Origin of the sequence: Streptomyces sp. 4N124, assembly GCF_052245395.1 — a bacterium.
Taxonomy (GTDB): Bacteria; Actinomycetota; Actinomycetes; order Streptomycetales; family Streptomycetaceae; genus Streptomyces.
The window spans coordinates 1-25826 of record NZ_JBQQBS010000061.1 but is presented as its reverse complement, the minus strand read 5'-3'; the positions used below and the strand labels follow the sequence as shown (position 1 = coordinate 25826).

23 protein-coding genes, 4 tRNA genes and 1 pseudogene are annotated in these 25826 nt (G+C 70.0%); 12 read left to right on the top strand and 16 right to left on the bottom strand.

From position 1 onward, the window contains the following. Positions 1 to 60 precede the first annotated feature (60 nt). A tRNA-Asp gene (locus ACTWQO_RS39990) sits at positions 61 to 135 on the top strand. Between the two features lie 370 nt (positions 136 to 505). Beyond that, the gene (locus tag ACTWQO_RS39985) at positions 506 to 697 is read left to right on the top strand and encodes a DUF6274 family protein (RefSeq protein WP_362944175.1); all 192 of its coding nucleotides are present in this window, start codon (positions 506 to 508) and stop codon (positions 695 to 697) included. A 472-nt stretch (positions 698 to 1169) separates the two neighbouring features. Here ACTWQO_RS39985 and bldC read toward each other — a convergent pair whose 3' ends face one another. Together bldC and ACTWQO_RS39975 are read right to left on the bottom strand one after the other, a co-directional pair. Then, the gene (gene bldC, locus ACTWQO_RS39980; RefSeq protein ID WP_003949541.1) at positions 1170 to 1376 is read right to left on the bottom strand and encodes a developmental transcriptional regulator BldC; all 207 of its coding nucleotides are present in this window, start codon (positions 1374 to 1376) and stop codon (positions 1170 to 1172) included. 577 nt (positions 1377 to 1953) lie between these two features. After that, positions 1954 to 2796, bottom strand: coding sequence for a hypothetical protein (locus ACTWQO_RS39975; RefSeq protein ID WP_443242284.1), 843 nt, complete (start codon positions 2794 to 2796; stop codon positions 1954 to 1956). Between the two features lie 221 nt (positions 2797 to 3017). On the opposite strand from ACTWQO_RS39975, the gene ACTWQO_RS39970 reads away from it, so the two are divergent. Together ACTWQO_RS39970 and ACTWQO_RS39965 are read left to right on the top strand one after the other, a co-directional pair. Then, positions 3018 to 4109, top strand: coding sequence for a Leu/Phe/Val dehydrogenase (locus ACTWQO_RS39970; RefSeq protein WP_443242283.1), 1092 nt, complete (start codon positions 3018 to 3020; stop codon positions 4107 to 4109). Between the two features lie 303 nt (positions 4110 to 4412). Continuing rightward, positions 4413 to 4670 carry a DUF3073 domain-containing protein gene (locus ACTWQO_RS39965; protein WP_443242282.1) on the top strand — a complete coding sequence of 86 codons (258 nt, stop codon included), beginning with the start codon at positions 4413 to 4415 and terminating at the stop codon, positions 4668 to 4670. 90 nt (positions 4671 to 4760) lie between these two features. Here the strand turns inward: ACTWQO_RS39965 and purM are convergent, their stop codons facing one another. From purM to purS, 9 genes are all read right to left on the bottom strand, one after another. Next, positions 4761 to 5828 carry a phosphoribosylformylglycinamidine cyclo-ligase gene (purM, locus tag ACTWQO_RS39960; RefSeq protein ID WP_443242281.1) on the bottom strand — a complete coding sequence of 356 codons (1068 nt, stop codon included), beginning with the start codon at positions 5826 to 5828 and terminating at the stop codon, positions 4761 to 4763. Between the two features lie 34 nt (positions 5829 to 5862). After that, positions 5863 to 7389, bottom strand: coding sequence for an amidophosphoribosyltransferase (purF, locus tag ACTWQO_RS39955; RefSeq protein WP_301982189.1), 1527 nt, complete (start codon positions 7387 to 7389; stop codon positions 5863 to 5865). A gap of 57 nt (positions 7390 to 7446) precedes the next feature. Continuing rightward, a complete protein-coding gene (locus ACTWQO_RS39950) occupies positions 7447 to 8328 on the bottom strand; it encodes an META domain-containing protein (protein ID WP_443242280.1) in 882 nt (293 codons plus the stop codon). Between the two features lie 69 nt (positions 8329 to 8397). Continuing rightward, the gene (locus ACTWQO_RS39945) at positions 8398 to 9195 is read right to left on the bottom strand and encodes a sterol carrier family protein (protein WP_443242279.1); all 798 of its coding nucleotides are present in this window, start codon (positions 9193 to 9195) and stop codon (positions 8398 to 8400) included. A 10-nt stretch (positions 9196 to 9205) separates the two neighbouring features. Then, positions 9206 to 10042, bottom strand: coding sequence for a M23 family metallopeptidase (locus tag ACTWQO_RS39940; RefSeq protein WP_443242278.1), 837 nt, complete (start codon positions 10040 to 10042; stop codon positions 9206 to 9208). A 31-nt stretch (positions 10043 to 10073) separates the two neighbouring features. Continuing rightward, positions 10074 to 10574: an ArsR/SmtB family transcription factor gene (locus ACTWQO_RS39935; RefSeq protein ID WP_443242277.1), complete on the bottom strand. Its 501-nt coding sequence runs from the start codon at positions 10572 to 10574 to the stop codon at positions 10074 to 10076. A gap of 121 nt (positions 10575 to 10695) precedes the next feature. Then, positions 10696 to 12954 (bottom strand): phosphoribosylformylglycinamidine synthase subunit PurL, encoded by a 2259-nt coding sequence (gene purL / locus ACTWQO_RS39930; RefSeq protein WP_443242276.1) that lies wholly within the window; start codon positions 12952 to 12954, stop codon positions 10696 to 10698. After that, on the bottom strand, positions 12951 to 13631 hold the full coding sequence (gene purQ, locus ACTWQO_RS39925; protein WP_362944191.1) for a phosphoribosylformylglycinamidine synthase subunit PurQ: 681 nt from the start codon (positions 13629 to 13631) through the stop codon (positions 12951 to 12953). The genes purL and purQ overlap by 4 nt, the downstream gene beginning before the upstream one ends. Then, on the bottom strand, positions 13628 to 13891 hold the full coding sequence (gene purS, locus ACTWQO_RS39920; RefSeq protein WP_015659417.1) for a phosphoribosylformylglycinamidine synthase subunit PurS: 264 nt from the start codon (positions 13889 to 13891) through the stop codon (positions 13628 to 13630). The genes purQ and purS overlap by 4 nt, the downstream gene beginning before the upstream one ends. Positions 13892 to 14170: 279 nt before the next feature. On the opposite strand from purS, the gene ACTWQO_RS39915 reads away from it, so the two are divergent. From ACTWQO_RS39915 to ACTWQO_RS39880, 8 genes are all read left to right on the top strand, one after another. Then, complete coding sequence (locus tag ACTWQO_RS39915) at positions 14171 to 14488, top strand: histone-like nucleoid-structuring protein Lsr2 (protein ID WP_443242310.1); 318 nt, start codon at positions 14171 to 14173, stop codon at positions 14486 to 14488. A 137-nt stretch (positions 14489 to 14625) separates the two neighbouring features. After that, positions 14626 to 14697: transfer RNA gene (locus tag ACTWQO_RS39910), tRNA-Gly, on the top strand. Positions 14698 to 14777: 80 nt separating this feature from the next. After that, positions 14778 to 14850, top strand: a tRNA-Gly gene (locus ACTWQO_RS39905). 130 nt (positions 14851 to 14980) lie between these two features. After that, a complete protein-coding gene (locus ACTWQO_RS39900) occupies positions 14981 to 15940 on the top strand; it encodes an ABC transporter ATP-binding protein (RefSeq protein WP_443242275.1) in 960 nt (319 codons plus the stop codon). 26 nt (positions 15941 to 15966) lie between these two features. Then, positions 15967 to 16710, top strand: coding sequence for an ABC transporter permease (locus ACTWQO_RS39895; protein ID WP_443242309.1), 744 nt, complete (start codon positions 15967 to 15969; stop codon positions 16708 to 16710). Positions 16711 to 16727: 17 nt separating this feature from the next. Then, positions 16728 to 17951: a sensor histidine kinase gene (locus ACTWQO_RS39890; protein WP_443242274.1), complete on the top strand. Its 1224-nt coding sequence runs from the start codon at positions 16728 to 16730 to the stop codon at positions 17949 to 17951. Continuing rightward, a complete protein-coding gene (locus ACTWQO_RS39885; RefSeq protein ID WP_443242273.1) occupies positions 17948 to 18556 on the top strand; it encodes a response regulator in 609 nt (202 codons plus the stop codon). Before ACTWQO_RS39890 ends, ACTWQO_RS39885 begins: the two co-directional genes overlap by 4 nt. Positions 18557 to 18579: 23 nt before the next feature. Further along, a tRNA-Gly gene (locus ACTWQO_RS39880) sits at positions 18580 to 18652 on the top strand. Positions 18653 to 18702: 50 nt separating this feature from the next. Here ACTWQO_RS39880 and ACTWQO_RS39875 read toward each other — a convergent pair. From ACTWQO_RS39875 to ACTWQO_RS39855, 5 genes and pseudogenes are all read right to left on the bottom strand, one after another. Beyond that, a complete protein-coding gene (locus tag ACTWQO_RS39875; protein WP_443242272.1) occupies positions 18703 to 19602 on the bottom strand; it encodes a phosphoribosylaminoimidazolesuccinocarboxamide synthase in 900 nt (299 codons plus the stop codon). 71 nt (positions 19603 to 19673) lie between these two features. After that, the gene (locus ACTWQO_RS39870; RefSeq protein WP_443242271.1) at positions 19674 to 21173 is read right to left on the bottom strand and encodes a N,N-dimethylformamidase beta subunit family domain-containing protein; all 1500 of its coding nucleotides are present in this window, start codon (positions 21171 to 21173) and stop codon (positions 19674 to 19676) included. 237 nt (positions 21174 to 21410) lie between these two features. Continuing rightward, positions 21411 to 23204 carry a hypothetical protein gene (locus ACTWQO_RS39865; protein WP_443242270.1) on the bottom strand — a complete coding sequence of 598 codons (1794 nt, stop codon included), beginning with the start codon at positions 23202 to 23204 and terminating at the stop codon, positions 21411 to 21413. 354 nt (positions 23205 to 23558) lie between these two features. After that, on the bottom strand, positions 23559 to 24809 hold the full coding sequence (purD, locus tag ACTWQO_RS39860; RefSeq protein ID WP_443242269.1) for a phosphoribosylamine--glycine ligase: 1251 nt from the start codon (positions 24807 to 24809) through the stop codon (positions 23559 to 23561). 153 nt (positions 24810 to 24962) lie between these two features. Further along, positions 24963 to 25826 (bottom strand): annotated as a pseudogene (locus ACTWQO_RS39855) (DNA polymerase III subunit gamma and tau); the annotation flags it as partial.

The following is a 25826-nucleotide window of genomic DNA, read 5'->3' as shown; positions in this document are numbered from 1 at the left end:
GCGCCCCTCCTGTACAGTCTCTTCTCGCAGCACAACGCACCACCAAGTGCCGCGAAACCAGGTCCTGTGGAGCAGTTTGGAGTGCTCGCCACCCTGTCAAGGTGGAGGCCGCGGGTTCAAATCCCGTCAGGACCGCAGCGAAGAGCAAGGCCCGTGCCGAACAAGGTCGCGGGCCTTCTTCATGCCACCACGCACCCCAGCAACGCTCACCACCCTGCCAAGGCGGAGGCCGCGCCCGCGGCGCAGCCGCAATCGGGTACAGCAAATCCCGTCAGGACCGCAGCGAAGAGCAAGGCCCGCGCCGAACAAGGTCACGGGCCTTCTTCATGCCACCACGCACCCCAGCAACGCTCGCTACCAAGAGGGCCCGGGTCTTCGGACCCGGGCTTTGTTGTGCTCCCGCCCTGCTTCCCGGCGCCCCCCTGACGCCGTCTTGACGGCGTCTCCATCGCTCGGTACCCAGAAACCAAGGGTGCTTCCCCGGGCGGTCCTGTGGAGGTGGGGTATGGCGGCATCGGCTAGGCATGAGACGCGGGCGTTGCTTCGTGCGCATCTGGCGGCCGCCTCCTCCTATCGCCATCTGACGCGCCACTGCCCGATCTGCCACCACCTGCTGCGGCTGGCCATGGACACGGCCCCACGCACCGCCCGGGATCCGCAGGAGGCCGTGGAGGACGAAAGCCCCTCGCCCGCATGACGAACGCCCGGCTCAACGGCGGTCCTGCGGTGGCATGCTGGAACGTGCGGCTCTCAATAGCGCACGGGAGACAGGGGCGACAAGGACCCTGGCATGTGACGGGTGTCACCGGATGAGTTTTTCAAACCCCGGTTCTTACCCGGCTCCTACAACTGTTCAATTTAATATGTGCAATTGCACCTGCCTGAGGCATCTCCCAGAGCTCGCACACAGGAGATCCGACACCCCTCCCCAGACTCCGACAAGGCCGCCCACAGAGCCGGCCGGACCAGCCGCGACAGGGCACAAAAAAGATCGCGCTGAACTCGGCGGAGTCCAGCGCGATCGACGACGCACCCTGTGATGTGCTTCATAAGCTCTGTGGAGCTCGGGCGTGGGCTCCGTTGGGGCAGAACCCGCGTCGTTTGGAGCTAGGTTTCCGAACGCCTCGGCCAGTGGGGGACCAGCCGGTTTGCCCGGTTTATTCAGTTGTTCAGGCTTCGCTGCGCTGCTGCGGAATGCCCGCGAGCAGAGCACGGACCTCCGCCTCGCGGTAGCGGCGGTGCCCGCCGAGCGTGCGGATCGATGTAAGCTTCCCGGCCTTCGCCCACCGCGTGACCGTCTTCGGGTCCACACGGAACATGGTGGCGACCTCAGCCGGGGTCAGCAGCGGCTCGGCATCAGGGGTGCGAGCGGTCATGAGCGGCCTCCTCGGGAGAACCGAACCTTCTCGGTTCTTTCCTCTAAATTCTGCACCTTGACCCGCGTTGCCCGAAATGGCGGACGCGGGTCGAGTCGGTTATAGGACGAACGGCTTGTCCTCGGCACTACAACTACACCATCTGTCCAGCCGCGTCGGCCAAACCGATGGAATTGCCCCCCAGGTGTTCATCGGCGACGGAAGCCGATGGACCATGCCATAGCGGACAGTCACGCCGCTGTGACGATCAGTCACAGGACGATCAGGAGTCACAAGACCCCCCAAAGCAGGCAATACAGAGATTCCGCCCACAGTGGAACACAGTAGGACGGACGGAGTCCTCCCCGGACTCCTTGTCCTATTTTGACATGAGGAGGGGCAAGGGAGGCAAGGGCCGCGTACGTGCGGTCCGTCACGCTTGAGACATAAGCCCGGATCGGGACCAACGCCCCATGTTGACGAAACCTCAGGAACCTCAGGACGAGGACGAAACCCCAAAACGGGCGTCAGGTCAAACGTCAGTTCCCCGACCGCAGGTCAGGCGTCATATCGGCGAACGACGATCAAACTCCGTAAGTCAGTTCGCGGACCGCCGGTCCCGCACCGACCGCCACCGCTCCACGAGCCGGCCGTACGCCTCGCCCGCCGCCTCGCCGTCCCCCTGCCGCAGCGCCGCGATCCCCTCGGCCACGTCGGCGGCCGAGTGGTCGTCCTCCAGCTCACCGGGCGGCAGGGTGTGCACCAGGCCGCCGTAGTCCAGCTCGACCAGCGAGCGCGGATGGAACTCCTCCAGCCAGCGCCCCACGTCCAGCAGGCCGTCGATCAGCGGCCCCTCGTCGATGGTGTCCTTCAGGGTCCTGAGCGCCCGCGCCACCCGCCGCCGGGCCTGCACCATCGGCGTCCGGTAGCGCAGCATCGGCGGAACCTCGCCGGAGCCCTTGTCGAAGCGCCGCTCCTCGTCGGCGACCAGCACGAACCAGTGCAGCGGCACCTGCCAGGTCGAGGTGCGGATCCACGGCCGGGCATCGGGGTTGCGGGCCAGCCAGCGCTCGTAGTCCTGGGCCGCCTGGCGCCGTACGACGGGCGGCAGGACCGCGTCCAGGACGGGCGGCGGCAACTCCTCGGCGAGATCACCGAGCGCCTGCCAACCGCGCAGCCGGGTGCGCCAGGGGCAGACACAGACCACCCCGTCGACCTCCAGCACGAAGGCGTCGCGGCTCTCGTGCACCGGCACCGGGACGGGCGGCGTGGGCAGCAAGTCGGCCAGCGCGCGGCGGAGTTCGTCCTGGTACGTGGGACGGTCGGGGCGCCGGGCGTACCGCGTCCAGTGGTCGCGCTCCCGCTCCGGGAAGGCGGCCAGCGGTTCGTACACACGCAGATAGGTCGCGTACGGGACGATCAGCGAGGACACCTTGGGCACGCCTGCTCCCTCCCCCGCCGTCTGCCAGGAAAACCTGCGAAACCCGCTCACAAACGTGCGGGAAAACTATGCAAATCGTCGCACGGGCGTACTCCGGGAGTAGGTGATCCTGAGCACGTCGCGGTCGGCGGGGCGTACAGGCTCTAATCTCGTGCTAGCTGCCCCCGCCACCCTTACGGGAGCTCGTCCCAACCGCCGCTACTTACCCAGGAGTCACCACCGTGACCGACGTAACCGACGGCGTCCTGCACACCCTGTTCCATTCGGACCAGGGGGGTCATGAGCAAGTCGTGCTCTGCCAGGACCGAGCCAGCGGCCTCAAGGCCGTCATCGCCATCCACTCCACCGCCCTGGGCCCCGCGCTCGGCGGTACGCGCTTCTACCCGTACGCCAGCGAGGAGGAGGCCGTCGCCGACGCGCTCAACCTCTCGCGCGGGATGTCGTACAAGAACGCCATGGCCGGGCTCGACCACGGCGGCGGCAAGGCCGTGATCATCGGTGACCCTGAGCGCGACAAGACCGAGGAACTGCTGCTCGCCTACGGGCGTTTCGTGGCCTCGCTCGGCGGCCGGTACGTCACCGCGTGCGACGTCGGCACATACGTCGCCGACATGGACGTCGTCCACCGCGCATGCCCCTGGACCACCGGCCGCTCGCCCGAGAACGGCGGCGCCGGCGACTCCTCCGTCCTCACCGCGTACGGCGTCTACCAGGGCATGCGGGCCAGCGCCCAGCATCTGTGGGGCGACCCCTCGCTGCGGGCCAGGCGCATCGGCATCGCGGGCGTCGGCAAGGTCGGCCGCCACCTGGTGGAGCACCTGGTCGCGGAGGGCGCCGAGGTCTTCGTGACCGACGTGCGCGAGGAGGCCGTACGGCAGATGACCGATCGGTACGACACCGTGCTGGCCGTCCCGGACACCGAGGCGCTGATCCGCGTCGACGGGCTCGGCATCTACGCCCCCTGCGCGCTGGGCGGCGCGCTCAACGACGACACCGTGCCGGTGCTCACCGCCGAGATCGTGTGCGGGGCCGCCAACAACCAGCTGGCCCACCCGGGCGTCGAGAAGGACCTGGCCGACCGCCACATCCTGTACGCGCCCGACTATGTGGTGAACGCGGGCGGTGTCATCCAGGTCGCCGACGAGCTGCACGGCTTCGACTTCGAGCGGTGCAAGGCGAAGGCGGCGCAGATCTACGACACCACGCTGGCGATATTCGCACGAGCGAAGGCGGACGGCATTCCGCCGGCCGCGGCGGCCGACCGGATCGCCGAGCAGCGGATGCACGAGGCGGCGGCGGCGCGCGGACGCTGAGTGGGCCCGGGCCGGTCCGGGAGGTTTGGCCGGTACCCGTCGGTGGGCACTTAGAGAGAACTCTCACTTCCATCGGCGGGTCGACCGCCAGGAAGTGGTTAAAATCGCGGTTGACCAGCGAGGACAGGGCGCCTCAAAGGTCCTGTGCACACGCGGCTGCTGCGGGCGACGTACCGTATGGGCGCGGGCTCAGGTACCGTGGAAGCCCTACGGACCGGCCTCTCCACGGAGAGTCCGTTCCAGATCATGAACGCGTGTCGAGACTCTGGGGCCGTCGAGCCCCGTCACCGAGGGGGTCGAGCCATGGGGCGCGGCCGGGCCAAGGCCAAGCAGACGAAGGTCGCCCGCCAGCTGAAGTACAACAGCGGCGGGACTGACCTGTCGCGTCTGGCCAGCGAGCTGGGCGCTTCGACTTCGAACCAGCCGCCGAACGGCGAGCCGTTCGAGGACGACGAAGACGACGACGACCCGTACGCGCAGTACGCGGATCTCTACAACAACGACGAGGACGAAGAGGACGACGAGTCCGGTCCCACGTCGCAACAACGCCGCGGCGCTTGACGACTGTCCAGCAGTGCCTGACCCGGTCCTGAGCGGTTACCCGTCGGACCGGGTTTTGCGCTGCCTTCGCAGGCGTCGGCCGGAGCGCAGTTAACCGGAGTACGTGCCGACCAGCTCCGCACCCGTGGCATGGTCGCCGCGGTCCGTGATCTCGCCGGCCACCCATGCCTCCACACCGCGGTCGGCCAGGGTCGCCAGGGCCACGTCCGACGCTTCCTCCGGGACGATCGCGATCATGCCGACGCCCATGTTGAGGGTCTTCTCCAGCTCCAGCAGCTCGACGTCACCGGTCCTGCCGACGAGGTCGAACACCGGGGCCGGGGTCCAGGTGGAGCGGTCGACGATCGCGTGCAGGTCGTCCGGGATGACGCGGGCGAGGTTGGCCGCCAGTCCACCGCCGGTGACATGGCTGAACGCGTGCACATCCGTCGTCCGGGTCAGCGCCAGGCAGTCCAGCGAGTAGATCTTGGTGGGCTCCAGCAGCTCCTCGCCGAGGGTGCGGCCGAACTCGGCGACCTGGGTGTCCAGCGCCATGCCCGCGCGCTCCAGCAGGACATGGCGTACGAGCGAGTACCCGTTCGAGTGAAGGCCGGAGGACGCCATGGCGATCACCGTGTCACCCGTACGGATACGATCCGGGCCGAGCAGCCGGTCGGCCTCCACCACGCCGGTGCCGGCGCCGGCGACATCGAAGTCGTCCGGGCCGAGCAGACCGGGGTGCTCGGCGGTCTCGCCGCCGACCAGAGCGGTACCGGCGAGCACGCAGCCCTCGGCGATGCCCTTCACGATGGCGGCCACCCGCTCGGGGTGGACCTTGCCGACGCAGATGTAGTCGGTCATGAACAGCGGCTCGGCGCCGCACACCACGATGTCGTCCATCACCATGGCGACCAGGTCGTGGCCGATGGTGTCGTAGACGCCCATCTGGCGCGCGATGTCGACCTTGGTGCCGACGCCGTCGGTGGCGGACGCGAGCAGCGGACGCTCGTAGCGCTTGAGGGCGGAGGCGTCGAAGAGGCCGGCGAAACCGCCGAGGCCGCCGAGGACCTCGGGGCGCTGCGTCTTCTTCACCCACTCCTTCATCAGCTCGACCGCGCGGTCGCCCGCTTCGATGTCGACGCCGGCAGCCGCGTAGGAAGCAGCATGAGTCTCAGACATTGCCTGGGATCTTTCGGGTTGGTTTCTGCGTGGCTTACGGGCGACGGATCGCGTCGGCCGCGGCCGTGGCGGCGGGCCCTGCGGCCAGCTCGGTCTCCAGGAGCTGCTTGCCGAGCAGCTCGGGGTCCGGGAGCTCCATCGGGTACTCGCCGTCGAAGCAGGCGCGGCAGAGGTTCGGCTTGGCGATGGTGGTCGCCTCGATCATGCCGTCGAGGGAGATGTACGCCAGGGAGTCGGCGCCGAGGGAGGTGCCGATCTCGTCGATGGTCATGCCGTTGGCGATGAGCTCGGCGCGGGTGGCGAAGTCGATGCCGAAGAAGCAGGGCCACTTCACGGGTGGCGAGGAGATCCGGATGTGGACCTCGGCGGCGCCCGCCTCGCGGAGCATGCGGACCAGAGCCCGCTGGGTGTTGCCGCGCACGATGGAGTCGTCGACGACGACCAGGCGCTTGCCCTTGATGACTTCCTTCAGCGGATTCAGCTTCAGCCGGATGCCGAGCTGGCGGATCGTCTGGGAGGGCTGGATGAACGTACGGCCGACGTAGGCGTTCTTCACGAGACCCGCACCGAAGGGGATGCCGGAGGCTTCCGCGTAGCCGATGGCGGCCGGGGTGCCGGACTCCGGGGTCGCTATGACGAGGTCGGCGTCGACGGGCGCTTCCTTCGCGAGGCGGCGGCCCATCTCGACCCGGCTGAGGTACACGTTCCGGCCGGCGATGTCGGTGTCCGGGCGGGCGAGGTAGACGTACTCGAAGACACAGCCCTTGGGCTTCGCTTCCGCGAATCGGGACGTTCGCAGGCCGTTCTCGTCGATGGCGACGAACTCGCCGGGCTCGATCTCACGGACGTAGGCGGCGCCGCAGATGTCGAGGGCGGCGGACTCGGAGGCGACGACCCAGCCGCGCTCCAGGCGGCCGAGGACCAGCGGGCGGATGCCCTGCGGGTCGCGGGCGGCGTAGAGCGTGTTCTCGTCCATGAAGACGAGGGAGAAGGCGCCGAGCACCTGCGGGAGGACCGAGTGGGCGGCCTCCTCGATGGTCAGCGGCTTGCCGTCCTCGTCGACCTGGGCGGCGAGCAGCGCCGTGAGCAGGTCGGTGTCGTTGGTGGCCGCGACGCGCGGGGTGCGGCCTTCCTGCTTGGGCAGGTCGGCGACCATCTCGGCGAGCTGGGCCGTGTTGACCAGGTTGCCGTTGTGGCCGAGCGCGATGGAGCCGTGCGCTGTGGCGCGGAACGTCGGCTGGGCGTTCTCCCACACGGAAGCGCCGGTGGTCGAGTAGCGGGCGTGACCGACCGCGATATGACCCTGGAGCGAACCGAGCGAGGTCTCGTCGAAGACCTGGGAGACCAGGCCCATGTCCTTGAAGACGAGGATCTGGGAGCCGTTGCTGACCGCGATTCCCGCGGATTCCTGGCCCCGATGCTGGAGGGCGTAGAGCCCGAAGTAAGTGAGCTTGGCGACCTCTTCGCCCGGAGCCCAGACACCGAAGACGCCGCAAGCGTCCTGGGGGCCTTTCTCACCGGGGAGCAGATCATGATTGAGTCGACCGTCACCACGTGGCACGCCACCGAGTGTAGGCGAGATCGACCACTGGTCCGAATTCGTGAAGAGTGGGCTTGCTTACTTCGCCCGTGCCACGAGGCCCTCGCCGGAGGCCGCGTTGATCGTCAGGGACTTGTGTTTCTGCTGGTAGGAGACCTTGCCGGAGAGGATTTCGGTGAGTTCCCGCTCGGTCTTCATGACCGGCCCCGAGCACACCATGCGGGTGGTCGCGAGAGGACCGATCTCGATGGTGCCGTCCTTGACGGTGGCCTTGGCGTTGAAGGTGTTGCAGCCGAGGCTGCCAGTGACGGTGTTGTTCTTGGTGAGGGTGAGGTGGGCCTTCGCCTCGGCGGGCAGGGACGCGGCGGTCGAGTCGTCGCTCTTCCCCGACAGCAGGGTGTCGATCGTCCACCGGGTGCCCTTGAGTGCGGGGGCGGTCTTGGCGGTGCCCTCGCGGAGGGTGATGTGGTCGCCGTTGCCCCTGGTCAGAGTGAGGGTCTTGGTGCCGTCGCGCTCTTGCATGGCGGCCTTGAGGTTGCCCTCGAAGACGCTGACGAACTTCTCCTCGAACTCCCCGACGGCTCCCCCGCAGCCGATCAGCGTCATCGCGAGGTCGGAGACCTTCACGGTGTCGCCCTTGATGTCGACGTCGGCACCGAAGTGGTTGCAGCCCACCGTGCCGCCGGACTCGCCCCCGCCGACGTCGGGCTCGGCCGCGCCGGGCTTGAAGGTGATGTGGGCGTCCTCGAGCTCGAAGGAGTCGCCCTTGGGCAGATCGTACTTCTTGCCGTCGACGGTCACGCTCTGGGGCAGCCAGGAGGTGTCCGCGATGGTCGAGATGTCCTTGGTGTCGCCCTCGCCGACCGCGCCGCTGCCGGACTCCGTGCCGCAGGCGGCCAGGACGGCCGTGCCGGCCAGGGCCGCGGCGGCGTACGTCATGTTCTTCGTCGTCCGCTTCATGGCTCTTTGACGCGCGGGACGGGCGATGGGTTCGGCCCCGTTATGACTCTGTTGTCATGTGCCCGTCCGTCAGCGAAGCAGCGGCAGCAACGGCCCGAGATCGGCCCGCTCCCCGCTGGCGCTGACCTTGGCGTCATGGACGGCATCCTTCCACTGCACCCGCCCGGTCGCGAGCCGGATCCAGGTGAGCGGGTCGGTCTCGACGACGTTGGGCGGCGTACCGCGTGTATGCCTCGGCCCCTCCACGCACTGCACCACGGCGTACGGCGGGATCCGCACCTCCGTCGAGCCGCCGGGCGCCTTGGCGGCGAGCGCGTCGGCGAGGAGGCGGGTGCACGCGGCGAGGGCCTGGCGGTCGTACGGGATGTCCAGGCCGGGTACGGCGGCGTTCAGGTCGTCGGTGTGGACGACGAGTTCCACGGTGCGGGTGACGAGGTAGTCGGCCAGCGTCAGGGCGCCCGCGCTGGTGGGGAGCAGCCGAGTGCCGGGGTTTTCGTCGAGATGGGCGATGAAGTTCCGCTCCAGGTCGGCGAGATGGGCGTCGAGATCCGGATTCCGCTCGGCGAGCTCATGGGCGTAGGCACCGATGTCCGCGGCATCGGCCCCGATCGCGGACGGCCAGTCGAGCAGCGCGCCGTCCTGCCTGGCCGGCTCGGGCTCGTCGAGCAGCCGGACGACGGCCCCCAGGGCCATGCCGATGTGCGCGACCAGATCCCGTACGGTCCAGTCGCCGAGCCGCGTGGGCACCGCCAACTGCTCGGGGGTGAGGGTGCGGACGGCCTCCCGTACGTTCCCGAGCTGGGCCAGGACGGCGGTGCGGATCTTGGCCGGGTCGTATGTACGGGTGCGCTTCTTGGCCGGTGGCATGGAGATCAGCCTAGGCGTGGGAGTCCGCGGCTGCGGGCGCCTCGAAGATCTCCCGGTTGCGGGGCACGCCGATGCCGTACCAGCGGAAGGGGATGCCGCGGGCGGTGTCCGGGTCGGGGCCGTCCATCAGCTGGAAGTGGAGGTGCGGCTCACTGGAGTTGCCGGAGTTCCCGCAGCGGGCGAGCAGTTGGCCGGCACGCACCCGGTCGCCCTCGCGGACGGTGAGGGAGTCGCGCCGCAGGTGGGCGTATGCGGCGAATGTGCCGTTGCCGAGGTCCAGGACGACGTGGTTGCCGAAGACGCGGCCGAATCCGAACAGGTCGCGTACCGAGCCCTCGAGGAGCATCAGGTACAGCAGCGCCGGCCAGGACGTACGGCTCAGGTGATCGCGCTGCTGGTCCTGCGCCCGTACGACTGTGGCGTCGGCGACCGCCAGGATCGCCGCGCCGAACGCCGGGAAGTCCGTGCTGCGGCGGGCGATCGGCCACAGCGCCCGGAAGCCGGGGCGGGCGCCCGGCTCGGGCTCGGCGATGACATCGATCGCGAACGTCTGGCCGTAGCCATGGACGCCGTGGCTCGGGGTGCGGTCGGCGGGGCTGTTCAGCGCGGACCAGCGGCCGGTGACGGGCGGGGCGACCTCTACGGCCTCCCGGATCACCCGCTTGTCGTCCCGGGCTCCGCCACCCGACCGGTTCACCACGGTGACGAGGCCGTAGGCCAGGACCAACGGCAGGAAGTTCCACCACCTCGGATAGCCGAAGTCGAACAGGACGTGGGCGGTCACCAGGCCGACGAAGGCCAGGACCAGGCCACGGTAGACGTGCATGGCGAGCTTGCGTGCAGACATCGTTCCCCCTTGATCCCCTTGACCGTCGGTCTTACGGCCGGGCCGTCGACAGCGCCACGAGCAGCGGTACGACGCGCCCCGGCGGCACCTCGTATCGCCCCCGCCCGGTGGTGTGCAGCCAGCCCGCGCCGGTCAGTTGGCGCAGGTGGTGGTAGATCTGGCCGGTCGTGCCGACCTCGTCCAGCTCGGTGAGTTCGGCCGCGGTGCGGCGACCGCCGAGGATCTCGCGGAGCAGCCGCAGCCGCACCGGGTGACCGAGCGCCGCGAACACCTCGGCCACGTCGGTCCAGTCGCCGTCGAGCAGCCCTTCGGTCAACGTGCCGCGCTGCCACGCGTACTGCTCCCCCGTCGGCAGCCGTACCGCACCGGTGAACAGGACGCCGCCATCGGCCGCTCCCACCTCGCTGAGCTGCTCCTTCAGCCCTTCCAGGGCCCAGAAGTCGCCCTCGCCGAGGCCAGGAGCGGGCCGGTCGGCGGCTTCCAGGGCCGCCAGCCGGCGTTCGAGGTCGGCAACGCGTTGTTCCAGTTCCACTCTCCCGAGATTACGGAACTACGTAATTACGTGCAAGCAGGTCCCTGCGCATGCCGAAGGCCCCGCCCGGACTCAGTCGAGTTCGGGCGGGGCCTTCAGTGGCGTACGGGATATCGGAGTATCAGGCCAGAATCGCCGGGATCGTGTTCTCGTGTGCCTCGCGCAGATCCTCCAGGGAGATCGCGAACTCGCCCTGGACCTCGACTGCGTCACCGTCCACGACACCGATTCGCGTGACCGGCAGGCCACGCGCGCCGCACATGTCGTTGAAGCGGACTTCCTCGGAGCGCGGTACGGCGACGAGCGCCCGGCCCGCTGACTCGGAGAGGAGGAAGGTGAAGGCGTCGAGCCCGTCGGGGACGATGAGCCGCGCGCCCTTGCCGCCGAGCAGCGCGGACTCGACCACGGCCTGGATGAGGCCGCCGTCGGACAGGTCGTGCGCGGAGTCGATCATGCCGTCGCGGGAGGCGGAGATCAGGATCTCGGCCAGGAGGCGTTCCCGCTCCAGGTCGACCTTGGGCGGCAGGCCGCCCAGGTGGTCGTGAACGACCTGCGACCAGGCCGAACCGCCGAACTCCTCACGCGTCTCGCCGAGGAGGTAGAGCAGCTGGCCCTCCTCCTGGAAGGCGACCGGCGTGCGGCGCGCGACGTCGTCGATCACGCCGAGGACCGCCACGACCGGGGTGGGGTGGATGGCCACCTCGCCCGTCTGGTTGTAGAGGGAGACGTTGCCGCCCGTCACCGGGGTGCCGAGCTGCTGGCAGGCGTCCGCGAGACCCCGTACCGCCTCCGCGAACTGCCACATCACCGCCGGGTCCTCGGGCGAACCGAAGTTCAGGCAGTCCGACACCGCGAGCGGCTTCGCGCCCGTCGTCGCCACGTTGCGGTAGGCCTCCGCGAGCGCCAACTGCGCGCCCGCGTACGGGTCCAGCTTCGCGTACCGCCCGTTGCCGTCCGTGGCGATCGCGACGCCGAGGCCGCTCGCCTCGTCGATGCGGATCATCCCGGAGTCCTCGGGCTGGGCCAGCACCGTGTTGCCCTGCACGAAGTGGTCGTACTGCGAGGTGATCCACTTCTTGGAGGCCTGGTTCGGGGAGGCGACCAGCTGCAGGACCTGCTGCTTCAGTTCATCCGAAGTCGCCGGCCGCGGCAGCTTGTTCGCGTCGTCCGCCTGCAGCTCGTCCTGCCAGGACGGGCGGGCGTACGGGCGCTCGTACGTCGGACCCTCGTGGGCCACCGTGCGCGGGTCGACGTCGACGATCTTGCCGCCGTGCCAGTAGATCTCCAGACGGTCGCCGTCCGTCACCTCACCGATGACGGTCGCGATGACGTCCCACTTGTCGCAGATCTCCAGGAACCGGTCGACCTTCTCCGGCTCCACGACCGCGCACATGCGTTCCTGCGACTCGCTCATGAGGATTTCCTCGGGCGAGAGTGTCGAGTCGCGGAGCGGTACGTCGTCCAGGGTGACGCGCATGCCGCCCGAGCCGTTCGACGCCAGCTCGGACGTGGCACAGGACAGGCCCGCGGCGCCGAGGTCCTGAATACCGACGACCAGCTTCTCCTTGAACGCCTCCAGGGTGCACTCGATGAGCAGCTTCTCCTGGAAGGGGTCGCCGACCTGGACGGCGGGGCGCTTGGAGGGCTTGGCGTCGTCGAAGGTCTCCGACGCGAGGATCGACGCGCCGCCGATGCCGTCGCCGCCGGTCCGGGCGCCGTACAGGATGACCTTGTTGCCCGCGCCGGACGCCTTCGCGAGGTGGATGTCCTCGTGCTTCATGACGCCGATGGCGCCCGCGTTGACCAGCGGGTTCCCTTGGTAGCAGGAGTCGAAGACGACCTCGCCGCCGATGTTGGGCAGGCCCAGGCAGTTGCCGTAGCCGCCGATGCCGGCGACGACGCCCGGGAGCACGCGCTTGGTGTCCGGGTGGTCCGCGGCGCCGAAGCGCAGAGGGTCGACCACCGCCACCGGGCGCGCGCCCATCGCGATGATGTCGCGGACGATGCCGCCGACGCCCGTGGCCGCGCCCTGGTAGGGCTCGACGTAGGAGGGGTGGTTGTGCGACTCGACCTTGAAGGTGACCGCGTAGCCCTGGCCGACGTCCACCACGCCCGCGTTCTCGCCGATGCCGACGAGCAGCGCGTCGGACTCGGGGGCCTTCTCGCCGAACTGGCGGAGGTGGACCTTGGAGGACTTGTACGAGCAGTGCTCGGACCACATGACCGAGTACATGGCGAGTTCGGCACCGGTGGGCCGGCGGCCGAGGATCTTCACGACCCTCTCGTACTCGTCCTTCTTCAGGCCGAGTTCGGCCCAGGGCAGCTCGACGTCGGGGGTCGCGGTCGCGTGCTCGACCGTGTCCAGAGGCGTCCGGCTCATGCGTTGACCAGCTTCTTGAGGATCGAGGTGAAGAAGGGAAGGCCGTCGGTGCGGCCGGACCCGATGAGGGGCTCGACGGCGTGCTCCGGGTGCGGCATGAGGCCTACGACGTTCCCGGCCTCGTTGGTGATGCCGGCGATGTCGTTGAGCGAGCCGTTGGGGTTGAAGTCGAGGTACCGGAAGGCGACGCGGCCCTCCGCCTCCAGCTTGTCCAGCGTGTACTGGTCGGCGACGTACCGGCCGTCCATGTTCTTGAGCGGGATGTGAATCTCCTGGCCCGCCGAGTAGTCGGTCGTCCAGGCCGTCTCCGCGTTCTCCACCCGCAGCTTCTGGTCGCGGCAGATGAAGTGGAGGTGGTCGTTGCCGAGCATCCCGCCCGGGAGCAGGTGGGCCTCGGTGAGGATCTGGAAGCCGTTGCAGATACCGAGGACGGGGAGGCCGGCCTTCGCCTGCTCGATGACGGTCTCCATCACCGGCGAGAAGCGGGAGATGGCGCCGGCCCGCAGATAGTCGCCGTAGGAGAAACCACCGGGGAGGACGACCGCGTCGACCTGGTGGAGGTCCTTGTCCTTGTGCCAGAGAGCTACCGGTTCGGCACCCGCGAGTCGGATCGCACGCTGAGTGTCCCGGTCGTCGAGACTGCCCGGGAAAGTGACGACGCCAATACGAGCGGTCACTTGGCCGCCTCCGCCACTTCTTCCACCTTGACCGTGAAGTCCTCGATCACGGTGTTGGCGAGGAAGGATTCCGCAAGATCATGGATGCGGGCGAGCGCGGCCTCGTCGACCGGCCCGTCAACTTCCAGTTCGAATCGCTTTCCCTGACGTACGTCCGAGATGCCTTCGAAACCCAGCCGCGGCAGTGCGCGCTGCACCGCCTGGCCCTGGGGGTCGAGGATCTCCGGCTTGAGCATGACGTCGACTACGACGCGTGCCACTGGCACTCCCGGTGTTGTGGTGCTGAGCAGGTTCCTACAGTGCCTTCAGACTACCCGCACAAAAATTCTACGCGCGTCGACTTGTAGGTTCCTACGTGACTGCTGTCACGATCCGGCATCGGAAGCCGCCTTCATGAAAATTTCCGGGAAAGATCCCCGATCGACACCCGGATACCCATTGCGCTCGGACACGCGGAAGGATTTAGTCGGTCTTCACATTGCATTGCCGGGCACTGTACAAATGAATTGGCAAAGTGCCGCATGAAGGGACCGATATTCGTGGCGCAGAAGGTCGTGGTCACCCTCTTTGACGACATCGACGGTTCAGAAGCGGCGGAGACGATCGCCTTCGGACTCGACGGCAAGTCGTACGAGATCGACCTGAATCAAGCCAATGCCAAGAAACTGCGTAAGGCGCTCGCGCCGTACGTGGAGGCCGGCCGGAAGCGGTCGCGCTCCGGCAAGGCGTACCGGCAGACCGAGGTCGCCCCCGACCCGGCAGCCGTCCGGGCCTGGGCCCAGGCCAACAAGATGGAGGTGCCGGCACGCGGCCGGATCCCCAAGAAGGTCTACGAGGCGTTCGCCGCCGCTCAGTGAGGTGCCGACCGCCGTTGTCCTCAGGATGCGTCAGCGGGCCCTGAGGACAACCGACTTGCGCTGCACCCCTCCAGATCAGTTAGAGTCTGGAGCACGCCGCCGGGCCGGGCCGAAAAAGTCCAGCTCACGGAGTACATGCGGGTGTAGTTCAGTAGTAGAACATCCCCCTTCCAGGGGGAAGGCGCAGTGTGCAATTCCTGTCACCCGCTCTGCACCGCCGTCCGGACCACTCTTGTGGATCAGGTAGGCTGGTGCTCGCGCCGATCGGTGAGAGCCGGTCGGATGCAATGCGGACGTAGCTCAGTTGGTAGAGCGCAACCTTGCCAAGGTTGAGGTCGCGAGTTCGAGCCTCGTCGTCCGCTCTCTTTCGAAGACCCCGGTCGATCCGACCGGGGTCTTTTTCGTTCTGCCGAGCGTTCGCCTGACATTTGTCATGTCGAGTGATGACAGCGTGCACTGCTCCGGGGCCCGAGGCGACGGGACGCTGAGGGCATGAACTCAAACGAACACGAGCACGTGATCGAGGTCACCGACCTGCGGCGTGTGTACGGGGGCGGGTTCGAGGCCGTGCGCGGTGTCACCTTCTCCGTGGCCCGTGGCGAGCTCTTCGCACTCCTCGGCACCAACGGGGCCGGCAAGACGTCGACCGTCGAACTGCTGGAGGGGCTCGCAGCGCCCGCCGGGGGCCGGGTGCGGGTGCTGGGCCATGACCCGTACACCGACCGGGCCGTCGTACGGCCGCGCACCGGGGTGATGCTGCAGGAGGGCGGGTTTCCGTCCGAGCTGACTGTCGTCGAGACGGCGCGGATGTGGGCGGCCTGCACGAGCGGGGCGCGGCCGGTGGATGAGGCGCTGGGGCTGGTCAGGCTGGAGCGGCGGGCCGGCGTGCGGGTGAAGCAGCTGTCCGGGGGTGAGCGGCGGCGCCTGGATCTCGCGCTGGCGCTGCTCGGCAACCCGGAGGTGCTGTTCCTGGACGAGCCGTCGACCGGGATGGACGCCGAAGGGCGCCAGGACACCTGGGAGTTGGTGCGGTCGCTGCGCGAAGGCGGTACGACCGTCCTGCTGACCACGCACTACCTGGAGGAGGCCGAGCATTTCGCCGACCGCCTGGCGATCATGCACGAGGGGCGGATCGCGGCGGCCGGCACGCCCGCCGAGGTGACGGCGTCCCAGCCGTCCCGGATCTCCTTCGAGCTGCCCATGGGGTACTTCGTCGGGGATCTGCCGCCGCTCGGTGAGCTGGGGGTGAGCGGGCACGAGGTGGACGGGCGCGTCGTACGGCTGCAGACGCAGGAGCTGCAGCGGGCCGCCACCGGAGTGCTGATGTGGGCCGCGCGGGCCGGGGTCGAGCTGCACCGCCTCGATGTGCGCCCGGCCTCGCTGGAAGAGGCGTTTCTGGGGATCGCCCGGGAGGCGTCCGTCGCTCCCGCCGCCGAGAAGGAGTACGTGTGAGTACGGTGACCACTCCCGCGGGGCGCATGACCGCCCTCGCCCGCGCCGAGCTGACGCTGCTCGGGCGCAGTAAGGCCACGCTCGTCTCGGCGCTGTTCGTACCGCTGGTGATTCCGGTCAGTGTGCGGTCGGCGTTTCCGGAGTCCGAACTCGAGGAGGTCGGGCTCACCGTCGGGCTGGTGATGCTGAACGCCGCGATCGGATTCTCGCTGCTGTTCGCCGTGTATTCGGCGCTGGTCGGCGTCTTCACCGCACGGCGTGAGGAACTCGTCCTCAAGCGGCTGCGCACAGGGGAGCTGCGGGACACGGAGATCCTGGCGGGTGCCGCGACGCCGGCCGCGGTGATCGGGCTGGTGCAGTGCCTGCTGCTGGCGGTCGGCTGCACGGCCCTGCTCGACATCCCGGCGCCCAAGGCCGTGTATCTCGCCGTCCTGGGCGTGCTGTTGGGCGTGGTGATGTGTGTGGCACTCGCGGCCGTGACCGCCAGCTACTCGCGGACCGTGGAGAGCGCTCAGGTCACCACGCTGCCGCTGCTGTTCATCTCGATGCTCGGCTCCGGCATCGCCATCCCGCTGGAAGTGCTGCCCGACCGGCTGGCCTCTGTCCTGGAGCTGCTGCCGCTGTCGCCGGTGATGAAGCTGGTGCAGGGCGGCTGGAGCGGGGATCTCTCGGCGAGCGAGGCGCTCAGCTCCATCACGCTCGCGCTGGCCTGGACCCTGGTCGCGGTGTTTGCTGTACGGCGGTGGTTCCGGTGGGAGCCGCGGCACTGACGGACGGGAGCGAGGGTATGCGGGGGCCGGGCGGCTGGTGGCGGGGGAAGAGCACGCCGGCGAAGGTGGAGACGTATACGCGGTGGTCGTTCCACTCCTTCGCGGTGGTGGAGGTGGCGACGGTCGGACTGGCCGTGTTCGGCGGGACGGGGATCCAGCTCGCGGGCTTGCTGTTCGTGACGGTGTGCGCGCACGCGCTGCTCGGCACGTGCACCGTGGCCCGGGCACTCGACTGGACGCGCGGACGCCGCCCGCAACCCCTGCGGCTGCTGTGGGCGCTGGGGGTGGTCACAGCGCTGATGGGGGTCGGCGCGATGCTCCTCGCCCATCGCAGCCTGGCCGGCTCCGCCTCCGACACCGCCGCGGGCGGCATCTTCGGCACGGTGGTGATCTACGGCGTCGGCATCGTGACGCTCGGCATCCGCGGCCGGTGGCGTGTGCTGATGCTGGTGGCGGGTTTCACCGCGGGCGCCGGTCTTGTGCCGCTTCTACTGGGTGCCTCCGGGACCGGCGCGCTGGCCACGGCCCTCGCCGTTCTGGCCGGGGCCGGCTTCCTGTCCTTCGCGTCCGTCTTCTCCGTCTGGCTGCTCAACGCCGTCTACGAACTCGGCGATGCCCGGGAGACCCGCGCCCGGCTCGCCGTCGCCGAGGAGCGGCTCCGCTTCGGGCGGGATCTGCATGACGTGATGGGGCGGAATCTCGCGGTGATCGCGTTGAAGAGCGAGCTGGCCGTGCAGCTGGCGCGGCGGGGGCGGCCGGAGGCCGTGGAACAGATGATCGAGGTGCAGCGGATCGCGCATGAGTCGCAGCGGGAGGTGCGGGATGTCGTACGGGGGTATCGGGAGTCCGACCTGTCCGTCGAACTCGCCGGTGCACGGGGGGTGTTGACCGCGGCCGGGATCGACTGCGAGGTGTCCGGCTCGATCGAGGGGCTGCCGGTCGACGTGCAGTCGGCGCTCGGGTGGGTGGTGCGTGAGGCGACGACGAATGTGCTGCGGCATGGGGACGCCGGGCGCTGTGAGGTGTCCGTGCGGATGAGGGAGGGGCGGGTGGTACTGACCGTGGAGAACGACGGGGCGCGTACGGCGTCCGGCTCCGGTGGTTCGGGGCTGGCGGGGTTGCGGGAGCGGCTGGCGGCGGTGGACGGGACGCTGGAGGCGGGACCGGTGCGGCAGGGTGTGTTCCGGCTGGTGGCCGAGGTGCCGCTGACTACGGCCGTGGTCAGTGAGGTCGCTTCATGACCGTCCGGCTGCTGCTCGCCGACGACGAGCACCTCATCCGTGGTGCGCTCGCCGCGCTGCTCGCGCTGGAGGACGATCTCCTGATCGTCGCCGAGGCGGCCACCGGACCGGAGGCGCTGGCGATGGCCCGGGCGCATGCCCCGGACGTGGCCGTGCTCGATCTTCAGATGCCCGGCGCCGACGGTGTGAAGGTCGCCACATCGCTACGGTCCGAACTGCCGGAGTGCCAGGTGCTGATCGTGACCAGTCATGGCCGGCCGGGGCATCTGAAGCGGGCGCTGGCGGCCGGTGTGCGCGGGTTCGTCCCGAAGACGGTGAGCGCGCAGCGGCTCGCGGAGGTCATCCGTACGGTGCACGCCGGGAACCGTTATGTCGACCCGGAGTTGGCCGCCGACGCGATCTCCGCCGGGGACTCGCCGCTGACCGCTCGCGAGGCCGAGGTGCTGGAACTCGCCGCCGACGGGGCGCCCGTCTCGGAGATCGCGGAGCGGGCCGCGCTCTCGCAGGGGACCGTACGGAACTATCTGTCGTCGGCCGTCTCCAAGCTCGGGGCGGAGAACCGGCATGCGGCCGTACGGCTCGCGCGTGAGCGAGGTTGGGTATAGTTGCTCTCGCGCCACGGCGCAGTGCGGACGTAGCTCAGTTGGTAGAGCGCAACCTTGCCAAGGTTGAGGTCGCGAGTTCGAGCCTCGTCGTCCGCTCTGTAGTGGAGAAGCCCCCGAGCCTTTGAGGCCGGGGGCTTCTTCTTGTTCTACGACCAGCTCGTGCCCGTCAGGCGCTCGTACGCCTCCACGTACTTGGCACGGGTCGCGTCCACGACCTCCTGCGGCAGCGCGGGCGGGGGCTGCTCGCTCTTCCTGTCCCAGCCGGATTCCGGCCCGGTCAGCCAGTCACGCACGAACTGCTTGTCGTACGACGGCTGCGGGCGGCCCGGCTCCCACTGGTCGGCGGGCCAGAAGCGCGAGGAGTCCGGGGTGAGGACCTCGTCGGCGAGGACCAGGGTGCCGTTGTCGAAGCCGAACTCGAACTTCGTGTCCGCCAGGATGATCCCGCGGTCACGGGCGATGGCGCGGCCACGGCCGTAGACGGCGAGGGTGGCCTGGCGCAGCCGGGCGGCGGTGTCGGCGCCGACCTGGCGGGCGACCTCCTCGTACGACACGTTCTCGTCGTGCTCGCCGACGGCCGCCTTGGTGGCGGGGGTGAAGATCGGGGCGGGGAGTTCCGAGCCGTCGCTCAGCCCCTCAGGAAGGGCGAGGCCGCAGACCGTACGGGACTCGTTGTACTCGGCGAGGCCCGAGCCGGTGAGGTAGCCGCGGGCCACGCTCTCGACGGGGATCATCTGGAGGGACTTGCAGATGAGGGTGCGGCCTTCCCATCCGGCGGGGGCGCCGGCGGGCAGGTCGGTGCTCAGGACGTGGTTGGGGATCAGGTCGGCGACCTGGTCGAACCACCACAGGGAGAGCTGGGTGAGGACACGGCCCTTGTCGGGGATCTCTGTCGGCAGCACCCAGTCGTACGCGGAGATGCGGTCGCTGGCGACCATCACGAGGTCGCCCGCCTCGTTCTGGTACAGGTCGCGCACCTTGCCGGTGTGCAGGTGTACCAGACCCGGAACCTGGAGGGGCTCGGGCTTTTCAACGAATCCGGACACGGTTCCTCCCCGTGGTGATGTCCAAGTGAGCTGATTCTCCCGTATGCGGGAGCGACCTTGGACAAGGGGGTTCAGTCACGTTTGCAGATGCGGTCCAGGAGGTTGGCCGTGGCCCGCTGGATACGGGGGTCCACGTGGCCGGGGCGGTCGAGAGCCGGGGACCAGGCGAACGTTCCGGACGCGAAGACCAGGGAGCCCGAGGGGGCGCGGTAGAGGGAGGTCTCCTGGTGGCGTAAGGCACCGTCGCTGTCGCTGTACGGGGAGTGGGCGAGCAGGATGCGGTTCTCGTGCTCGGGGAGCGGGGTGCGCGGGAAGTAGCGGTCGGCCTCGCCCGCGACCAGGCCGTCGATCTCGTCGCCCTCGTGCGCACCGGTCGCCTCCCACAGCCAGTGCTCGGCGTTGCGGACGATCAGGGGGTGCGGCTCGGGGACGCGGCCCGCGTACTGGATGCCGACGAGTTGCTGCTCGGGGCGGTCGATCTCGCGCCACAGGACCGGCCTGCCCGGTCCTTTCCGCTTCCGGCAGGTGAGCAGGCGGTCGGGGACGCCGGACGGGGACGGGGCCAACTCCACTTGCCAGTACATGGTGTTGGCGGAGAGGAAGACCAGGGAGGTGCCGTGCTCGCGGGCGAGTTCCGTGGTGCGGCGCATGGCCGGCGACCAGTACTCGTCGTGGCCGGGGAAGACCAGGCCCCGGTAGCGCGCGGGGTCGACCAGGCCGGCGTGCAGGTCGCTGGCGTCGGCGTAGGCGAGGTCGTAGCCGTAGCGCTCGGCCCAGCGGATGAAGTCGTAGGCGTGGCCGACGTGGAGGGGGAGGCCCGCGCCGGCGTACGGGCGGTCGAAGGAGACCGTGGTCGCGGCGTCGGCCTCGCCCAGCAGCCGGCCCTGCTCGTCCCAGGCGTGGTAGAGGCTGGCGCCGGTGCGGCCGTCCTCCGGGTAGAGGTTGTAGGCCTGCCAGGTGATGTCGGGCAGGAGGAGCAGCAGGTCCGCGGGGTGGTTGTCGCGGACGGTGAACGGCACGTGGGAGCGGTAGCCGTCGGCGGTGGTGAGGACGGCGACATAGGCGCCGATGCTCCAGTAGGAGGGGATCTGCAGCCGCCAGGACAGCCACCAGTGGTGACAGGAGACGGTGCGGTCGGCCGTGAGTGGGGGTGGCTGGACGATGCCGGACAGGCGGGGGCTGGTGGTGATCTTGGCTGCGCCGTCGCCGCCGTAGTGGCCGATGCGGTAGACGTCGACGCCGAATTCCTGGGGCGGGTCGACGGTGATGTGGAAGTCGATGGCCTCGCCGGGGGCGACCGCGCCGGTGGAGGCGAAGCCCTTGATCTGGCGCTTGACGTCGTCGGCGGCGCGCGGGCCGCCGCCGGTGGCCGAACGCGGCGCGGGGACGCGGGGGTTGTCGCCGGTCGACTGCGCGGGGCTGGGATCGACGTACCAGGGGACGACCTGGCCGGTGTCGTCGAAGTAGGTCTCGCTGCCGCGCAGCCAGGGAACGGGGCCCTGGCCGAAGGGGTCCGTCACCGCGTGCGCCAGCGCGCCCGACTCCCAGCGGCGAATCTGCTGCGACGCCATGATCGCTCCCCTCCCTCGTGCCCCCGTGTTCGTACGTTCTGTGCGTCTGTGCGTGCCTCGTGTGCCTGTCTTATGTCGCAAGCCCTTGCCATGTGCGCGATCGGTCCCAGCACATCACATAACGCACGCAGGCTGTCACTATTCGTTGCGAATTGGCCGAAAGTGGAATCCGAGCTTCCGGCCGGGATTTCGGTGTGGCCTCCGGTGGGTCCGGGACCTGGCCTCCGATCGGGTCCGTCAGACGAGGCGGACCGGCTTCTCCGGTCGTATCCCCGACTCCACCAGCCAGGCCCGCAGCGGGGCCGGGTCGCCGTCCTCGATCAGGCTGAGGACCCTGGGGGTCAGGTCGGCGGCGCGGTCTCCGTTGACGATGAGGGACGGGCCGTCGAGCCAGTCGAGGCCGGGGGTCGCTCCCGCGGTGTCCATCGCGGCGCAGCACACCATCGCCGTGACGTGGTCGGCGAGCAGTTCGCGGGCGGTGCGGGGCGGTTGCAGCGGGAAGAGCGGGAGCGTGCCGTCGTCCCAGAGAGCGGTGTCCGGGCCCTGGCCGGCGGCCGAGGACGCCTTTCGGTCGGCGGGGGTCGCGGCTTCCTCTCGGGCCAGTTCGGCGGTGAGGCCTGCGGCGAGGGCCGAGGTGCGTTCGTTGTCCGCGGCGGTGTCGGCGTCTGTGTCGGGGCCGATGTCGGGAGCGGGGCTGCGGCTGGCGTCGGTGTCGGGGCCGCGGCCGGCGTCGGTGTCGGTGGTCGGTGTGGCCGACAGGTGGTCGAGGACGCGGGCGAGGGTGGGGCCGTGGGCTTCCGGGGTGGTGTGGCCGGGGGAGCGGCGGACGCCGAGGGCGTCCAGGACGCGGTGGAGGCGGGCCGCGTCGGTACGCCATTTGCGGTCGACGACCTCCTCCGGATACTCCTGCCAGTCCACCGGGGACCAGTCCGGGCCGGGCTCCGCGGGGCCGCCGTGGAAGAGGCGGGCGGCGAGGAGTGAGGCGGCCTCGTCCACCGCGCCGGGCTCTTCGAGCAGGTCACAGGCGGGACGCTCGCCCAGTCGTGAGGCGAAGCCCTCGGCCAGCCGGTCGCGACGGGACAGCTCGGTCAGCGCGGCCACGACGCCCGCGTCCAGCCGGGCCGGCCAGCGCCCCATCCGCCAGGCGGGCAGCGCGACCCGGGTCAGCAGCCGGTCCCAGCCCGCGTACGCCAGCCCCACCTGCTCCTGCGCGACGATCCGCAGCCCGTAATCCACAGCCTGTGCACGCTCGGCGGCCGCGGCGGCCACGCCCCGCTCCATCTCGGCCGCATGCCCCCGGCAGCTGCGCAGCAGCACCCGCGCCACCCAGCCCACTCCCGCGAGCACCGTGCGCGCCACGGGCCCGCGATGGGGCGCCGAGGTGACGGCCACCGCCGCGTCCAGACCCCGTACGAAACGGCGGGCCGCCGCTATGTCGGGGTGCGCCGACGGTCCCGTACCGGCGACGACCGGGGCGAGGACCGCGCGCAGCTCGCCGACGCGCATCCACCACAGGAACGGGGAGCCGATGACGAGGACGGGTGCTGTGGCGGTGCGGCGGTGTGCGTGTCTGCCCAGGCCCGCGATTTCGTCGCCGTCCTGCGGCGGGGGCGGGCCGTGGGACAGATGCGTACGGTCCTCCAGCCAGCTGTCGCAGTCCGGTGTGAGCGCTATGGCGGAGGGGGCCGGGACGTCGAGGCGGTCGGCGAGGTCGCGCACCATGCGATACAGATCCGGCGCCGACTCCTCGCCGATCGGGACCGTCGGGCTCACCGCGGGGCGGGAACGGACGACGACCAGCGCGATGCCGCCGGCCGCGAGCAGCACCAGCACGGCGAGCGGCGTCACGACCCAGCGCGTGGCGTGCCAGCCCGCGCCCACGAGATGGCCGGTGGACGCGCCGGCCAGCAACACCACGGCGAGTGCCGCGGGCAGCAGTGCGACGGCCAGCGCCCGGCTGCGGATGTGCAGCACGGCGAGAGCCCTGGAGCGCGCGGACTGTACGCCCGCCTCCCCACCCATACCGGTCATGATCGGTCGTCACCCCCTCCCTGCTGTCCCGAACGGCGGCAGGTGCGGCGCCCTCCGTGACGGTGCCCGTCACCGTGGTCGCCGCCGACTGCCCTGGCGTTGCTCACTCCCCCACTGTGGCACCCACCACCGACATCGCAATGCCGGTGGGCCAAGTGCCGGAACGCTTGCGCCGCACCCTAGTTGGGGCCCCGCCCCTCGTCAGCGGTATGGGGCGCCGGTCACTCGATGGAATGGCTTTGGGGAAAGGTGGATGACGGACAGCGAGGATCAGGCCCCGAATCCATAGACGGATTCGAGGCCTGCGAGGTTGGTCGGTGACCGGGTTTTGGATACCCGGCCGCCGCAGGTGGCTTACGCGCCCGCTGCCTTCGCCGCGATGTCCGTGCGGTGCTGGGAGCCGTCGAGGTGGATGCGGGAGACGGCCTGGTAGGCGCGGTCGCGGGCCTCGGTGAGGTTCTTGCCGGTGGCCGTGACGGAGAGGACGCGGCCGCCCGCGCTCACGATCGCGTCGCCGGCGCGCTTCGTCCCGGCGTGCAGGACGTACGCGTGCGAGGCGTCCTGCGCGGCCACCTCGTCGAGGCCGGTGATCGGGTCGCCGGTGCGCGGGGTCGCGGGGTAGTTGTGCGAGGCGACGACCACGGTGACCGCGGCGTCGTCGCTCCAGCGCAGGGGCTCGAGGATGTCGAGGGTGCCGTTCGCCGCGGCGAGCAGGACACCGGCCAGCGGGGTCTTGAGGCGGGCGAGGACGACCTGGGTCTCGGGGTCGCCGAAGCGGGCGTTGAACTCGATGACCCGCACGCCCCGGCCGGTGATCGCGAGACCGGCGTACAGCAGGCCGGAGAAGGGGGTGCCGCGCCGGCGCATCTCGTCGACGGTGGGCTGGAGCACGGTCTGCATGACCTCGTCGACCAGCTTCGGGTCGGCCCAGGGCAGCGGGGAGTACGCGCCCATGCCGCCGGTGTTCGGGCCCTCGTCGCCGTCCAGGGCGCGCTTGAAGTCCTGGGCGGGCTGCAGCGGGACGACCGTCACGCCGTCGGTGACCGCGAAGAGGGAGACCTCGGGGCCGTCCAGGTACTCCTCGATGACGACGCGCTCACAGGCGTTGGCGTGCGCCGCGGCTGCCTTGATGTCGCCGGTGACGACGACGCCCTTGCCTGCCGCGAGCCCGTCGTCCTTCACGACATACGGTGCGCCGAAGGCGTCGAGGGCCTCGTCGACCTCCGCGGGCGTGGTGCACACGTACGACCTGGCCGTAGGGACGCCGGCCCCCGCCATGACCTCCTTCGCGAAGGCCTTGGAACCCTCCAGCTGCGCGGCCTCCTTGGAGGGGCCGAAGACCGGAATCCCCGCCTCGCGCACCGCGTCGGCGACCCCCGCGACGAGCGGCGCCTCCGGGCCTACGACGACCAGGTCGGCACCGAGCTCGGTAGCCAGCGCGGATACGGCCGTGCCGTCCAGGGCGTCCACCTGGTGCAGCTCGGCGACCTCGGCGATACCGGCGTTGCCGGGAGCGCAGTGCAGCGCGGTGACGTCGGGATCGAGGGACAGGGAACGGCACAGGGCGTGTTCGCGGGCGCCGTTTCCGATGACGAGGACCTTCACGGGGTCAGCCTAACCGGCGGGGGGCTGCGTGAATTGTGCGGGTTGCTGAGGGGCGGGGGGTTGTTTGATTGGAGGATCCTCCGAGGTGCCGGTGCCATGCCGGTCCATGCCGGTCCATGCAGGCGTCTCCAGGAGCCGGCCCCGCCTCGCTCCCTACTCGTTCGTGAACTCCTCCACCACCGTCGCCCCCAGCTCCTTCACGATGAGTTCGTGGCCGGAGAGGGCCGACTCGTCGAGGTCCGGGTCGTCGTCCTCCGGGGTGTCGTCCTCGGGGGAGACGGGGGGTGGCTCCGGAGTGGACGACGCGGGCGAGGACGAGGGTCGGGGTGCGGGGGCGGCCGGAGCCGGGGCGGGCGTGGGTGTGGTGGGCGTAGGCGCGGACTGGGGGGACGCCGGGCGCGGGGGCGTCGTAGCTCCGCCGCCGCCATGGCCGCTTCCACCGGCGCTGCCTCCACCGCCGAAGCCACCGCCGCCGTTGAAGCCGGAGGAGCCGGCCGACTGTGGGGGTGCCGAGCCGCCCGACGGGTCGACGACGGCCTCGATCTTCCACTGGACGTTGAACTGCTCGGCCAGCGCCTGTCGCAGCACGTCCTCGCTGCCGCTGCTCGCGAAGTTGTCCCGCGCACCGGCGTTGACGAAGCCGAGCTGGAGGGTGGTGCCGTCGAAGCCGACCACCTGGGCGTTCTGGCTGAGCAGGATCCAGGTGAAGCGACGGCGGTTCTTGACGGTCTCGAGGATGTTGGGCCAGAGCATGCGGGGGTCGAGGCCGCCGGGTGCCGGGGTGGATGCGGGGGTGGCGGCCGGTGGGGCGGGAGGGGGCGTGGACGTGGGTGGGGGCGTGCTGGGGGTGGGTGTGCTCGGGGCGGCAGGGGGTTGGCCGCCGCCCGCCGGGGTCGCTGTCGGCCAGCCGCCGGGGCGTCGGCCGCCGCCGGCGGGGGCGGCGGTGGGCCAGGCGCCGGGGGCGCCCTGTCCGGGCTGGGGCTGTTGCGGCTGTGGGCTCTGATGCGGTTGCGGGGC